This window comes from Streptomyces sp. RPT161 (assembly GCF_027533845.1).
Classification (GTDB): Bacteria; Actinomycetota; Actinomycetes; order Streptomycetales; family Streptomycetaceae; genus Streptantibioticus_A; species Streptantibioticus_A silvisoli_A.
In genome coordinates, this window is sequence record NZ_JAPZVN010000001.1 from 436,550 (window position 1) to 449,956 (window position 13,407).

The 13,407-nt window shown below is 71.3% G+C and carries 13 protein-coding genes; 4 read left to right on the forward strand and 9 right to left on the reverse strand.

Features of this window, described 5'->3' with window-relative positions:
- Window positions 1–12 precede the first annotated feature (12 nt).
- Both O5O46_RS01900 and dapE read right to left on the reverse strand, forming a co-directional pair.
- Complete coding sequence (locus O5O46_RS01900) at window positions 13–846, reverse strand: TIGR00730 family Rossman fold protein (protein WP_391858320.1); 834 nt, start codon at window positions 844–846, stop codon at window positions 13–15.
- Window positions 847–915: 69 nt separating this feature from the next.
- Window positions 916–1,983: a succinyl-diaminopimelate desuccinylase gene (gene dapE / locus O5O46_RS01905; protein WP_269853404.1), complete on the reverse strand. Its 1,068-nt coding sequence runs from the start codon at window positions 1,981–1,983 to the stop codon at window positions 916–918.
- Window positions 1,984–2,062: 79 nt separating this feature from the next.
- On the opposite strand from dapE, the gene O5O46_RS01910 reads away from it, so the two are divergent.
- Both O5O46_RS01910 and O5O46_RS01915 read left to right on the forward strand, forming a co-directional pair.
- Entirely contained in the window at window positions 2,063–3,028 is a 966-nt protein-coding gene (locus O5O46_RS01910) for a hypothetical protein (protein WP_269853405.1), read from the forward strand.
- A 298-nt stretch (window positions 3,029–3,326) separates the two neighbouring features.
- Window positions 3,327–3,743, forward strand: coding sequence for an ATP-binding protein (locus tag O5O46_RS01915; RefSeq protein WP_269853406.1), 417 nt, complete (start codon window positions 3,327–3,329; stop codon window positions 3,741–3,743).
- A gap of 68 nt (window positions 3,744–3,811) precedes the next feature.
- Here the strand turns inward: O5O46_RS01915 and dapC are convergent, their stop codons facing one another.
- Window positions 3,812–4,915 carry a succinyldiaminopimelate transaminase gene (dapC, locus tag O5O46_RS01920; RefSeq protein WP_269853407.1) on the reverse strand — a complete coding sequence of 368 codons (1,104 nt, stop codon included), beginning with the start codon at window positions 4,913–4,915 and terminating at the stop codon, window positions 3,812–3,814.
- Between the two features lie 105 nt (window positions 4,916–5,020).
- On the reverse strand, window positions 5,021–5,350 hold the full coding sequence (gene fdxA, locus O5O46_RS01925; protein WP_269853408.1) for a ferredoxin: 330 nt from the start codon (window positions 5,348–5,350) through the stop codon (window positions 5,021–5,023).
- A 135-nt stretch (window positions 5,351–5,485) separates the two neighbouring features.
- Between fdxA and O5O46_RS01930 the strand changes: the two genes are divergently transcribed.
- Both O5O46_RS01930 and O5O46_RS01935 read left to right on the forward strand, forming a co-directional pair.
- Window positions 5,486–6,502 carry a GNAT family N-acetyltransferase gene (locus O5O46_RS01930; protein ID WP_269853409.1) on the forward strand — a complete coding sequence of 339 codons (1,017 nt, stop codon included), beginning with the start codon at window positions 5,486–5,488 and terminating at the stop codon, window positions 6,500–6,502.
- A gap of 10 nt (window positions 6,503–6,512) precedes the next feature.
- Window positions 6,513–7,358: a SirB1 family protein gene (locus tag O5O46_RS01935; RefSeq protein WP_269853410.1), complete on the forward strand. Its 846-nt coding sequence runs from the start codon at window positions 6,513–6,515 to the stop codon at window positions 7,356–7,358.
- 18 nt (window positions 7,359–7,376) lie between these two features.
- Here the strand turns inward: O5O46_RS01935 and O5O46_RS01940 are convergent, their stop codons facing one another.
- From O5O46_RS01940 to O5O46_RS01960, 5 genes are all read right to left on the reverse strand, one after another.
- The gene (locus O5O46_RS01940) at window positions 7,377–7,982 is read right to left on the reverse strand and encodes a response regulator transcription factor (RefSeq protein WP_269853411.1); all 606 of its coding nucleotides are present in this window, start codon (window positions 7,980–7,982) and stop codon (window positions 7,377–7,379) included.
- Between the two features lie 46 nt (window positions 7,983–8,028).
- Window positions 8,029–9,300, reverse strand: coding sequence for a sensor histidine kinase (locus O5O46_RS01945; RefSeq protein ID WP_269853412.1), 1,272 nt, complete (start codon window positions 9,298–9,300; stop codon window positions 8,029–8,031).
- 10 nt (window positions 9,301–9,310) lie between these two features.
- The gene (locus tag O5O46_RS01950; protein WP_269853413.1) at window positions 9,311–10,066 is read right to left on the reverse strand and encodes an ABC transporter permease; all 756 of its coding nucleotides are present in this window, start codon (window positions 10,064–10,066) and stop codon (window positions 9,311–9,313) included.
- Window positions 10,063–11,013 carry an ABC transporter ATP-binding protein gene (locus O5O46_RS01955; RefSeq protein ID WP_269853414.1) on the reverse strand — a complete coding sequence of 317 codons (951 nt, stop codon included), beginning with the start codon at window positions 11,011–11,013 and terminating at the stop codon, window positions 10,063–10,065. Before O5O46_RS01955 ends, O5O46_RS01950 begins: the two co-directional genes overlap by 4 nt.
- 171 nt (window positions 11,014–11,184) lie before the next feature.
- Entirely contained in the window at window positions 11,185–13,287 is a 2,103-nt protein-coding gene (locus O5O46_RS01960; RefSeq protein ID WP_269853415.1) for a hypothetical protein, read from the reverse strand.
- Between the last annotated feature and the right edge of the window lie 120 nt (window positions 13,288–13,407).

A 13,407-nucleotide genomic window follows, 5' to 3' on the forward strand; every position in this document is an offset into this window, starting at 1 on the left:
GGCCGCCGCCGCTCAGCGGTCCGCCTCCTTGGTGACGAACTTGACCGCCTCGTCCACGTCGTCGGTGAGCTGGAACAGCTCCAGGTCATGCCGGGACGCCTTGCCCTCGGCGACCAGGGTGTCCCGTACCCAGTCCACCAGGCCGCGCCAGTAGTCCACGCCGAACAGCACGATCGGGAAGCGGGTCACCTTCTTGGTCTGGACCAGTGTCAGCGCCTCGAAGAGTTCGTCCAGCGTGCCGAAGCCGCCCGGCAGCACGACGAACCCCTGCGCGTACTTGACGAACATCGTCTTGCGCACGAAGAAGTAGCGGAAGTTGATGCCCACGTCGACATAGGGATTGAGCCCCTGCTCGAAGGGCAGCTCGATGCCGAGGCCGACCGAGGCGCCGCCCGCCTCGCACGCCCCCTTGTTGGCGCCCTCCATCGCCCCGGGACCGCCTCCGGTGATCACCGCGTACCCGGCCCCGGCCAGCGCCCGTCCGATGCGTACCGCCGCCTCGTACTCGGGCGAGTCGGCGGGAGTGCGGGCGGACCCGAACACGCTGATCGCGGGCCCGAGTTCGGCCAGCGCGCCGAAGCCCTCGACGAACTCGGACTGGATGCGCATCACCCGCCACGGATCGCCGTGCAGCCAGTCCGTCGGCCCCTGGCTGTCCAGCAGCCGCTGGTCCGTCGTCCCCGTCTGGACCTGGCCCCGGCGCCGCACCACCGGCCCGGTGTGCCGCTCCGGCCAGCCCTGGCCGCAGGGGACGGCCTCGGCGGTCGCGTTCGCCGCCGCGGCGGCCTCCTGTGCCTCGCGCAAGCTGCGCTCCCGCCCCGGGTCCTCCGCGTTGCCACTGCCCACGTCGTACCGCTCCTTCCCGCGCCCGGCCCGTTGCGGGCCACCGATTGCAGCGTACGTACCCAGGGCCCGCTACGCCCCCAACCAGTGGCGCAGCCGGTCCTCGCACTCCAGGATCGCCGAGGTGGCCACGTGTTCCTCACGGGTGTGGGCGAGCTTGGGGTCACCGGGACCGTAGTTGACGGCCGGGATGCCGAGGGCGGAGAACCGGGCCACATCGGTCCAGCCGTCCTTCGGCGCGGGCCTGCCGCCGATCGCCGCGACGAACGCGGCGGCGGCCGGATGCGACAGCCCCGGCATGGCACCCGGCGCGGAGTCGGTGAGCACCACGGTGAAGCCCTCGAAGACCTCCCGCACGTGCGCCAGCGCCTCCTCCTCCGAACGGTTGGGCGCGAAACGGTAGTTGACGGTCACCGCGCAGCTGTCGGGGATGACGTTGGTGGCGTGACCGCCTTCGATCAGCACCGCGTTCAGCCCCTCGCGGTAGGTGAGCCCGTCGATCTCCACCTGCCTCGGCTGGTACTCCGCCAGCCGTGCGAGCACCGGCGCCGCGGCGTGGATGGCGTTCTCGCCGAGCCAGGCGCGCGCCGAGTGGGCGCGGCGGCCGGTGGTCTCCACCCGTACCCGCAGGGTTCCCTGGCAACCGCCCTCGACCAGCGCGTCGGTGGGCTCCATCAGCACCGCGAAGTCACCGGTCAGCCACTCGGGGCGGTGCTCGGCGAGCCGCTTGAGGCCGTTGAACTCGGCCGCGATCTCCTCGGCGTCGTAGAAGACGAAGGTCAGGTCGCGGTTGGGCTCGGTCAGCGTGGCTGCCAGCCGCAGTTGGACCGCGACGCCGGACTTCATGTCGCTGGTGCCGCAGCCGTGCAGCACCCCGTCCACCAGCCGCGACGGCACGTTGTCGGCGATCGGCACGGTGTCCAGGTGCCCGGCCAGTACGACCCGCTCGGCCCGCCCGAGGTTGGTGCGGGCCACCACCGCGTCGCCGTCCCGGTCGACGGTCAGGTGCGGCAGTTCGCGCAGCGCCTGCTCGACGGCGTCCGCGAGCGGCTTCTCCGCCCGGCTGACCGACGGGATGTCGACGAGCTGCGCGGTGACGGCCGCCGCGTCCTGGCTGAGATCGAGTGCGGGTGTGCTCATGTCGGCGACCCTACCTGGGGCCATCCCGGGCCGGGTCCGGGAATTCGGCGGTGCGGCGGGCTCAAGTACGGTGTCGTCCGTGCCCGTATCCCAGCCATCGCACCAGACCTCCGGGGGCACTCGTGCCCCGCGCGGCCGTCGCATCCGGTGCGCCGCCGCGCTGCTGGCGCTGCTCACGGTGGTGGGGTACGTGGTCTTCGTGGACTGGACGGGTTCGCACGGTCTGGACTGCTACGTGGAGGCGAACGGCACGCGACTCGGCCTCCAGCAGCCGCAGGCGGCGAACGCGGCGACGATCGGTGCCGTGGCCTCCTCGCGCGACCTGCCGGAGCGGGCGCTGACGATAGCCCTGGCTACGGCGATGCAGGAGTCGAAGCTGCACGACATCAAGGGCGGCGACCGCGACTCGCTGGGCCTGTTCCAGCAGCGCCCGTCCCAGGGCTGGGGCACCGCGGAGCAGATCCTGGACCCGGTCTACTCGTCCGGGGAGTTCTTCGACGAGCTGGTCAAGATCCCCGGCTACTCACGGCTTCCGCTGACCGCCGCCGCGCAGAAGGTGCAGCACAGCGGCTTCCCGCAGGCCTACGCCAAGCACGAGGCGGACGCCTCGATGCTGGCCGCCGCGCTGTACGGGCGGGAGCCCAGCCTGAGCTGCCGGGTGCCGTCGGGCGGCAGCCCGGGCGATCCGGCGGAGGTACGGCAGCGGCTGGCGCGCGAGTTCGGCGCGCAGGTGCTGGAGCGGCAGGACAGCGCGGACGGCGCCCCGGCCGAGGCGGCGGGCACGGGCGCCCTGCCCGGGGACACCAGCGGCTCCACGGTGACGGTGCCCGGCGACGCGGCCGCCGACCCGACGGACGAGGACCCGACGCAGCACGGCTGGGCGCTGGCGCAGTGGGCGGTGGCGCACGCGCCGGAGCTGCGGATCGCCGAGGTGGCATATCGCGGCCGGATTTGGCGGGCACGGGAATCCGGCAGCGGCTGGGTGAAGGACGCGGCACGGCCCGGACATTCGTACGGGGATGTTCGGATCACCGTCGAGCACTAGTCGCGCAAAGTTCCGGATGTTACCCCGCAAGGGGAATACGGAGCGCTCGGCAAGACTCCTTGAGCACCACGCCCGCGCATTCCACGCAATCCCTCAACTCCCTTGGGGCACCTGCGCGGTGACGTTTCCTCCGCTGCCCGAGAACCAGCAGGAATGCCCTATTCTCCCGAAAGTCTATTATGCGACACATTGCCAACTCTTTACCTCGAACAACCGCAACTTTAGGGCTTCTCACGCGGTAGTCACGGCGTCCGCCTGCGGACACCTCATGTCCTCATCTCTCCGTAAAAGGAGCACCATGTCTCTCCCCCTCAAGAGCCGGATCGCCCGGGCCGCCGTGCTGGTGGCGGCGGCTGCCCCCGTCATCGGGATGGGCGCCAGCGCTGCGCAGGCCGCCGAGATGCCCGCGACCAACGGCCTGAGCGGACTGAGCAGCCCGGAGACCATCCACAACGCCGACGCCACCGCGCACAAGGCCGTGGGCGTGGTCAACGAGGCGGGCTCCAACGCGGCCAAGACGGTGCTGCCGGCCGCCACCAACGCCGTCAGCAAGACCGGCCAGAGCGCCGGCCCGGCCGCCAACAAGCTGGTCGGCCAGGCCAACCAGACGGCTGGCAACGTCGTCGGCGGCGCCGCCAAGTCCGCCACCGCCAGCAAGCTGCCGACCAGCAACCTCCCGGTCGGCGGCGCCGACCTGCCGTCCCTGGGCGGCTGACAGCACGAACAAGCGTGAGGGCCTGGGAAGCGCGTGCTTCCCAGGCCCTGACGCTTGTTCGTTCGGCCCTACGCGTCGCCGCCCAGTCGGCGCACCGCCTCGGCCACCCGCTCGTCGGTGGCCGTGAAGGCGATGCGTACGTGCCGCTCGCCCGCCGGGCCGTAGAACTCTCCGGGTGCCACCAGAATGCCCTGCTTGGACAGGTCGCCGACGGTGTCCCAGCACGGCTCGTCGCGGGTCGCCCACAGGTACAGCGAGGCCTCGCTGTGCTCGATGCGGAAGCCGGCGCCCTCGAACGCGGTGCGCAGCGCGGCTCGGCGGCGGGCGTAGCGCTCGTACTGCTCGTCCGCGTGCGCCTGGTCGCCCAGCGCCGCGATCATCGCCCGCTGCACCGGCGCCGGGACGATCATTCCGAGGTGCTTGCGTACCGCCAGCAGTTCCTTGACCACCGTCGGGTCACCGGCGAGGAACGCCCCCCGGTAACCGGCGAAGTTGGACCGCTTGGACAGCGAGTGCACGGCGATCAGGCCGTCATGGCTGCCGCCGCAGACCTCGGGGTGCAGGATCGACACCGGCTCGGTCTCCCAGCCGAGTTCGACGTAGCACTCGTCGGAGACCACCAGCACCCCGTGCTCGCGCGCCCAGGCCACGATCCGGCGCAGCTCGGCGGCGTCCAGGGTGCGGCCGGTCGGGTTGGACGGGGTGTTGAGCCAGAGCAGCCGGACACGCGTGGGGTCGAGGTCCGCCACCGGGTCGGCATAGGTGACCGCCTCGGCGCGGGCCACCAGCGCCCCGATCTCGTAGGTCGGGTAGGCCAGCTGCGGATAGCCGACCTGGTCGCCCTCGCGCAGGTCGAGCAGTACCGGCAGCCAGCCGACGAGTTCCTTGGAGCCGATCAGCGGCAGCACCGCGGCGGGATCCGCGTCCACCGCGAGCCGCCGGTGCAGCCACCCCGCGATCGCCTCGCGCAGCGCGGCCGTGCCGTACGTCAGCGGATAGCCGGGGCTGTCGGCGGCGTCGGTCAGCGCCTGCTGGATCACGGCGGGCACCGGATCTACGGGGGTGCCCACCGACAGGTCCACCACACCGTCGGGGTGCGCGGTGGCCGCGGTCTTGTAGGGCTCAAGGCGGTCCCAGGGGAAGACCGGAAGGCGGTCAGTCACTCGCGCCACGTACAGCTCGCTTTCTCGCGTGCTACGCCGTCGGTCCCGCACGGCCCACAGCCGTACGGGACCGACGCCATCATCGATCGCTATGCGGACCGGTAGTCAGCCGACTTACCCGTGGTCCTGGTTCTGCGGCGGCAGGGCGGCGATGAACGGGTGGTCACGTTCGATCAGGCCCAGCTTGGAGGCACCACCCGGCGAACCCAGCTCGTCGAAGAACTCGACGTTCGCCTTGTAGTAGTCCTTCCACTCCTCGGGGGTGTCGTCCTCGTAGAAGATCGCCTCAACCGGGCAGACCGGCTCACAGGCCCCACAGTCGACGCATTCGTCCGGGTGGATGTACAAGGACCGCGAGCCCTCGTAGATGCAGTCGACGGGGCACTCCTCGATGCATGCCTTGTCCTTGACGTCGACACAAGGCTGCGCGATGACGTAGGTCACGCTGTCGTTCCTCCTCGATAGGGCCGGCGGACCGGTGCGGCTCCGCCGCGTGGCGCGCGGGAGCGCGGCGTCGATGCCCACCTCCTAGTATCTCCGTTCCCGGGCCGCATACGAACAAGAGGGGTTGACCGATCGGTGGAGTTCGCTGGTGGTGGACGGCTCGAAGTCCGCATTACCCCCTCTGACGTGGGAAAACGTGTATCGGTGCGGAGGGTAGCGGAGATCGTCGGCGCTCGCCCGGTATTCACCGACGCCGTAGGGCTTCTCACATCCTGGAACGAGGGTGTGCTCATCATCACACGACGGAACGGCGAGACCGTCCACATTCCGGAACGGTCGCTGGTAGCGGGCAAGGTGGTCCCCGACCGTCCGGCCCGCCCACGCCGTCTGGCGCCGCCCGCCGCGACCGCGCACGAACTGCAGGAACTCGCCTCGCGCGGCTGGCCCGCGCTGGAGACCGAGCGGCTCGGCGACTGGCTGCTACGCGCCTCCGAGGGGTTCACCAGAAGGGCCAACTCCGTGCTGCCGCTGGGCGATCCGGGGCTGCCACCCGATACCGCGATCCGCCGGGTCCGGGACTGGTACGGCGAGCGCGGGCTGGTCCCGTACGTCCAGGTCGCCACCGGAACGACGGATTCCGATGAACGTCTTGACGACGGGTTGGCCCGGGACGGCTGGACCGCGGAGGCGCACACCCTGGTCTACACCGGCCCCGTCGCACCGGTCGCCGACGGTCCGGGAGCCGAGCGGGTCACGCTCAGCCGGGCACCGGACGCCGGCTGGCTGGCCCGCTACCACCGCACCGGCGAGCTGGCCGAAGCCGCGGTGCGGGTGCTGACCGGGGGACCGTCGGTGTGGTTCGCCACGGTGCCCGGCGACGAGACGGGCCCGGCGGCGATCGGGCGGTGCGTGGTGGACGGGCGCTGGGCGCAGTTCGGCGCGGTGGAGGTCGACCCACGGCGACGGCGGTCGGGGCTGGCCACCGCGGTGCTCGCGGCACTCGCGGGCAAAGCGCTGGATGAAGGCGCCACGGGCGGGTATCTCCAAGTGGAGGAGGAGAACGAGGGCGCCCGCGCCCTCTACGAACGGATGGGCTTCACCGCCCACCACGGCTACCACTACCGCCGCGCCCCGCAGGGCGGCACCAGGTAGGTGGCGCGTCATGGACAACATCGTCGACAGGCGGCGCCGGTTCGCTGAGGCCGCGCGCGGTGAGTGCCCCGACCTCGCACTGCTGTGCCTGCTGGTCGGAGCGGAGGCCGCGACCGGGTTCGACCAGACCGTGATCGCCGACGCCCTGGGCGAACTCGACCGGCTGGCCGACGAGGTCGCCCGGCAGCGCACCGGTGACGGGCCGGGGGCCTGGGCCCAGGTGCTGGCCGAGGTACTGGGCGGGCGCCATGGATTCCGCGGCCTGCCCTCGGACTACGGGCGGCTGGAGTCCTCGCTGCTCCACCATGTGCTGCGGCGCAGACGCGGGCTGCCGATCCTGCTGTCGGTGGTGTGGATCGAGGTGGGACGCCGCCTCGGCGCGCCGGTGTACGGGGTGGGGCTGCCCGGGCACTTCGTGGTCGGCATCGGTGAGCCGGACGACGGCCAAGTGCTCGTCGACCCGTTCAACGGCGGACGCCAACTGGCCGCCGGGGACGCCGAACTCCTGGTGGCGGGCGCCCTCGGCAGCACCGGGACCGCGCTGTCGGCCGGCATGTTCGCGCCCGCGGAACCGCTGGACATCGTCGCCCGGGTGCTCAACAACATCCGGGCGTGGGCGGCGGCCCGCCCCGAGCACAGCGGGGTGCAGCTCTGGGCGATCGAACTCGGCCTGCTGTTGCCCCACCATCCGGCCGGGCTGCGCCTGGAGCGCGCCCAACTGCTGGTGCAGCGAGGCGAGTTCGCCACCGGCGCGGCGGAGATGGAGGCCTACGCCGAGTTGGTCGCCTCGATGGATCCGGCGATCGCCGACGGCATCCGGCAGCGCGCCCGCTCGGCCCGCGCCCTGCTCAACTGACCTACCGGGCAGGCCCGGTCAGAGCCAGCCCTTCTCCTTGGCGATGCGGACCGCCTCGGAGCGGTTGCGTGCCCCGGCCTTCTGGATGGCGGTGGACAGGTAGTTGCGCACGGTGCCCTCCGACAGGTGCAGCGCCTTGGCGATCTCGGAGTTGACCGCGCCATCGGCAGCCGCACGCAGCACATCGCGCTCCCGGGCGGTGAGCGGATCGGCGCCCTCAGCGAGGGCCGCAGCCGCCAGCATCGGGTCTATGACCTTCTCCCCGCGCAGCACCCGCCGTACCGCGTCGGCGAGTTGGGCCGCCGGGGCGTCCTTCACCAGGAAGGCGTCGGCGCCCTGCTCCATGGCCCGGCGCAGATATCCCGGGCGCCCGAATGTGGTGACGATGACGACCTTGACGCCCGGTAGCTCCCTGCGCAGTTGCGCGGCGGCGTCGATGCCGGTCATCCCCGGCATCTCGATGTCCAGCAACGCCACGTCCACCGCCTGCTCACGGGCCGCGGCGACCACCTCGTCGCCCCGCGCGACCTGCGCGACAACATCGATGTCCTCCTCCAGCCCGAGCAGCGTCGCCAACGCCTCTCGCACCATGGACTGGTCCTCGGCCAGCAGCACCCTGATCATTGGTGCAGCGTAGCGAGCCATCCGGACACCCCGGCAAGGCTGTGGATCACGCCTGTGGATAACGCGCCGCCCCGGGCATCTCGTCAGTGTCGGGCCGCTCGTGCCACACGGTACGCAGCGGCACATAGGCGCCGAGCGAGAAGCCACCACGCTTCGAGGGGCCGGTGCGCAGCCATCCGCCGGAGAGCGTCAGGCGTTCCTCCAGGCCGCCCAGGCCGTTGCCCAGATGGTGGGAGCGGCCGGGGCCACGGCCGTCGTCGGCGACCTCCAGGCGCAGATAGCGGCTCTCGTCCGCCTCCCAGACCTCGTCCAGCGTCAGCGAGCAGTGCTTGGCGCCGCTGTGCCGGATCACATTGGTCACCGCCTCGCGCAGCGCCCAGGCCAGCGCGCCCTGCTCCTCGGCGCCGAGCCCCGGGTACTGGTCCTCCAGCGGCAGGTCCAGCGAGGGCGAGATGTCCACTTCCATGCCAGCGGTCCGCAGCGCGGTGCGCGCCCCGGCCAACTCCACGCCGACCGTGGGCCGTCGGTAGCCGCTGACCGCCTCCCGGACGTCAACCAGGGCCTGCCTGCTGACCTGTTCGATGTCGGCCACCTGCTTGGCCGCCTCCTCGGGCTTGTCCGGCAGCATCCGCCCGGCCAGTTCGCTCTTGAGCGTGATCAGGGACAGCGAGTGGCCCAGCAGATCGTGCAGATCGCGGGCGAGCCGCAGCCGCTCCTCGGCCGCCGCGAGCCGGGCGACGGTCTCCCTCGCCTCCCGCAGCTCCCGCACCATCCGGCCCATCTGACCGACGCCCGTCATCGCCGCGCCGCCCAGCAGCGCGGGGAAGAAGATCGAGTAGACGTCCCACTCCCTGGTGCCGAGCAGCGAACCGACCGCCAGGATCGTCAACGCGCAGAGCGGCACCGCCCACAGCACATGCCGGATCGGCAGCAGCACCCCGAGGCTGACCGTCACATAGGTGAACATCACCAGCCACGGCGCACCGAGGGTGAGGGACAGGGTCAGCGCGAGCGCGAACAGGCCGCACACGATGGCCAGTTGCCACCAGGCCGGCATGTCGCGCCGCGGCCGCCGGTTCAGCAGCAGGTACAGATACGAACCGACAAACAGCACCAGCCCCGCCCAGCCCAGCGCGACCGCCACCGTCGAGTGCCGTCCCGAGGCCAGGTCGCCCACCGCCGACCCCAGGTAGAGCAGGTAGATGAGCGCCCAGCACAGCTTGCTCCACTGCTGGAGACGGTTCTCCGGGGCGCGCCCCATTGTCGCGAGGAAGACTTCCCTGCCCCTCCCCGCGTCCGTGCGCTCGTCCACCGTCATTCGTTGTCCCTTACGCCTTGAGGGTGTCCTTGCGGTACAGCCATGCTGCCCCACCTGCGAAGACCAGCAGGTAGACGACGAGCAGCGAGATGTCCCGCAGATGAGGAGCGTTGCCCTGCTCGATGGCGTGGCCCAGACCGGCGTAGGCGTAGGTGGGCAGCCACTTCGCTATGTTCTGCAGCCACTGCGGGAAGACCGTGGACGGCATCCACAGACCGCCGAGGATGGACAGCGCGAAGTACGTGATCATCGTGATCGGGCGGACCGCATCACCGGAGGCTATGTAGCCGATGGCGACACCGAGGGCGGCGAAGACCATGCTGCCCGCCCAGATGGCGAAGGTGAGGGCGGCCCACTGCCAGGCCTGCAAGTGGACGCCCTTGACCACCGCCGCGACCACCTCCACGATCACGATCGCGGGCAGGGTGACGGTCGCCATCGAGGCGATCTTGGAGATCACATAGCCATGGCCGGGCAGCGCGGTCAGCCGCAGCTGCCGCACCCAGCCCTTCTCCCGCTCCTTGGCGATCCGCTCGCTGTTGCCCATCAGCACGGCGGTCAGCGCACCGAAGGAGGCCATCCCGACCATGTAGTACAGCTGCATGGACAGGTTGGTGTGCGGGATCATGTCCGTCTTGCTGGACGAGCCGGAGATCATCAGGAACAGCGCGGCCGGATAGATCACGGAGAAGAACATGAACCTCTTGTTCCGCAGCGTGCGCGTGATCTCCAGCTTGATCAGGGCGCCAGAGGCGAAGGTGTTCATCGTGCCGCCTCCTCAGCGGTCGCAGCGTCGGTGATCGCTATGAAGGCCTGCTCAAGTCCGAGCCCGGCGACCTCCAGATTGCGGGGGTACAGGCCCAGCCCGTAGATGGCGTGCGTGGTGGCGTCCGCGTCGGTGGACTGGATGCGCACCGTGCGTCCGGAGACGCTGAGCGCGGTCAGGAACGGCAGCCCGCGCAGCGGGGCCTCGTCCACCTGGCCGTCGAGGTCGAAGACGATCCGGCGGGCACCGGCCTTCGCCTTGATCTCAGTCGCCGAGCCGTCGGCGAGCACCCGACCGCGGTGCAGCACGATCACCCGGTCGGCGATCGCGTCCGCCTCCTCCAGGTAGTGGGTGGCGAACAGGACCGTACGGCCCTGCGCCACCTGCTGGCGCATCGTGGCCCAGAAACTCTGCCGCACGGTGACATCCATACCCGTGGTGGGCTCGTCCAGGATGATCAGGTCGTTGGCCCCGGCGGTGGCGATGGCGAAGCGCACCCGCTGCTCCTGGCCGCCGGACAGCTTGTTGACCATCCGGTCGGCTATCTCGGTGATCCCGGCGTGCTCCAGCACCCGCTGCACCGGGTAGGCCTTCGGGTGCAGGTCACAGGCGAGCTTGACCAGCTCGCGGACCTTCACCTCCTCCATCAGCCCGCCGCTTTGCAGCATCGCGCCGACCTTGCCCTCGGCGATCGCCCGCGCCGGAGTGGTGCCGAAGACCTCGATGGTCCCGGAGTCCGCGTTGCGCAGGCCGAGCAGCAGATCGAGGGCGGTGGACTTGCCCGCGCCGTTCGGCCCGAGCAGCGCCACCGTCTCGCCTGGGTGCAGGTCGAGGCTGACGTCGTTGACGGCCTTGACCTGGCCGAAGGACTTGTTCACCCGCGAGAAGCGGACGGCCGGGGTGGCCGTGTCCCGCTTCTGCGGCGTCGGTGCGGCTGTTGCGCTCATGGGGACAATCCTCGCGGGTCCCGCGAGGCGGCGGCAGTGCCGGTCATCGTGTTCTGGGGATGACAGATGTCATACCCGGACCATGACGGCGCTCCCATGCCGCTCCCACGAGCCGGGCCGCGGCGGTCGTCCTGCGACCACCGCGGCCCCGGTGGAGCTTTCGCCGCGACCTCAGTTGGCCACGTTCTGGATCACCGCGGTCTTCTCCGGCGCGGTCTTGGCGAGCGCCGGCAGCATCGCCGATGCCACGTCCTGCGGGGTGACCGGCGTCTTGGTGCCGATGCCGCGCTCCAGCAGCACACCGTCGAAGGCGTTGCCGTACAGCTCCCTCAGGACCGCGAGGTCGATGTGGAGCGTCATCTTCCCGTTGCCCGGCACGGGGACGATCGTGAGGATCTTGCTCAGCGACTTCTGCGGGCTGAACAGCACCGAGTGCGTTCCGGCCGTCACGGTGATCTTCCCGGACATCGCCGGATCGCCGATGTTCTTGATCGCCTCGTTGAGCTGGGCCTGGGTGACCTGCGGCTGGTGCGTGGTGACCGCCAGGTCGACCGGGTCGTTCTTGCCGGTCTCCGCGCGCTGGGTGTAGGCGGCGGTGATCTTCTGCACCGAGGCGTCCGCGTCAACGGCCTGGTACGGGGTGCCGGGTACGCCGACCGGCTTGCCGTCCACGAACTTGACCATGCCGTCCGAGCCACCGGTGCTCGGCGACAGGGTCTGCAGCTGGCTGCGCAGCTTCTCCTGGTCGACGTTGACCGTGGGCGCCACCACGTGCTTGCCGCCGAACAGGGAGCCGATCACGGAGATCGGGTTGTAGTCGCGGTGCGCGACCTGGCTGACCGAACCCCGGGTGTCGATCGACAGTCCGGCGAGTTCCGGCTTGAGCTGCTTGTCCTGGTTCCCGATGTGCACGGTGATCGGAGCGGTGCCCCGGTCGCCCACCGCCGCGTCCAGTGCCTTGACCGCCTCGTCCCGGGTCTTGCCGCCTATGTCGACGCCCAGCACGGTGGTGCCGGTCGGCACGTCGGCGTGGTCCATCAGCAGCCCCGCCGCGTAGGCGACGCCGGCCACGGCCAGCACCGCGATCCCGGCGAGTGCCACCTTGGAGCGGCCCTTGCGCGCGGCCTTGGCCGACGGCTTGGACTTCCCGCCTCCGTCCGACCCGGCGGGCGGCTTCGGCGCGGCGGGCGGAACGGGCGCGGTGACCGCGGGGATGCCGCTGACCAGGGTGTCGCCGGAGACGTGGTCGGCCAACCCGTCGGACGCCGCACCGTCGCGTGCCTCGGCGGCGGCCGACGGCATATACATGCCCCCGGTCACGGGCCCGGTGGTCGGACCGCTCGGCACCTCGGGAATGTCCGGCGCGCCGCCCGCCGAGGGGAAGCCGGGGAACGGCACGCTACCGGGCGGCGGCCCGCCCAACGGCCCATGCTCACCCGCGCCGCCGTCGCCACCGAGCCGCCCTCCGAACGGCTCCGGCGAGGACGCGGGCGAACCGGCACCAGGGAAGACGGGATCGCCCGAACCGGAGGCCGAAGGAGCCGCCCCCGGGAACAACGGATCGCCCGAACCGGACGACAGCCCGGAGGCCGCGGGACCCGCCCCGGGGAAGAGCGGATCACCAGACGCCGAAGAACCCGGCGCACCCGGACTGTCGTCCAGATACGGGATGTTGGGCTGCCCGGAGCCCGGCCCACCCGCGCCCGGCGCCGAACCCCCCGGCGGCGTCGCGGGCTTCTGCCGGGCCGCGGGCTGGGCGGCTGGAGCCACCGGCTTGCGCGGCGCGAACCAGTCGCTGGCACCCGCCCCGCCCTTGTCCGCACCGCCCGTGCCGGTCTGCGCCGCCTCGGTGCCGCGCGGGGCGGCAGCACCGTCCGCGGGCGAGGAGGCGCCCTGCGGCGTCCAGTTGGCCCGCGCACTGCCGCGACCGGAAGCGGAAGCAGAAGCGGAATCGTCCTGACCGCTCTCGCCCTCGGCTCCTTCGGAGACCGGGGTGCGCACCACCACCGGCGGAATCGGCCGCGAGCCCGGGATGTTGATCCGGATCCGGGTGGTCAGTGTGGTCTCGGTCTTCGGCTCGGCGGGCGCGGGCTCAGGAGTCTCCTGGCCGCCCGCGGCAGTTGCCGGGGTGCCCGGTACCCCGCCGACGCGCGGTTCCTCCTGCGGTCGCGGCGACGGATACTGGCGGGTTCCGTACGGCGGTGTCCCGGACGGGTACGCGGCGCCGCCGCGACCCTGGGGTCCTGAGGACGAACTGTCAGTTTCACGGCTCAAAGCAGGTTCTCCCGGTTAGCTTCGCCACCCGTCACGGCCATCAGCAGGCGGCTCGCCAGCGCGCACCACCATACTGGCCAGCGTCGGGAACGGCCCGGCGACCGCCGATCCGACCGACCG

What these genes read in the sequence shown, in the direction of transcription:
- dapE (WP_269853404.1), bottom strand. Translation starts at nt 1,983, where the DNA reads ATGAGCACACCCGCACTCGATCTCAGCCAGGACGCGGCGGCCGTCACC.
- O5O46_RS01915 (WP_269853406.1), top strand. Translation starts at nt 3,327, where the DNA reads ATGTCTCTCCCCCTCAAGAGCCGGATCGCCCGGGCCGCCGTGCTGGTG.
- O5O46_RS01935 (WP_269853410.1), top strand. Translation starts at nt 6,513, where the DNA reads ATGGACAACATCGTCGACAGGCGGCGCCGGTTCGCTGAGGCCGCGCGC.
- O5O46_RS01940 (WP_269853411.1), bottom strand. Translation starts at nt 7,982, where the DNA reads ATGATCAGGGTGCTGCTGGCCGAGGACCAGTCCATGGTGCGAGAGGCG.
- O5O46_RS01945 (WP_269853412.1), bottom strand. Translation starts at nt 9,300, where the DNA reads ATGACGGTGGACGAGCGCACGGACGCGGGGAGGGGCAGGGAAGTCTTC.
- O5O46_RS01950 (WP_269853413.1), bottom strand. Translation starts at nt 10,066, where the DNA reads ATGAACACCTTCGCCTCTGGCGCCCTGATCAAGCTGGAGATCACGCGC.
- O5O46_RS01955 (WP_269853414.1), bottom strand. Translation starts at nt 11,013, where the DNA reads ATGAGCGCAACAGCCGCACCGACGCCGCAGAAGCGGGACACGGCCACC.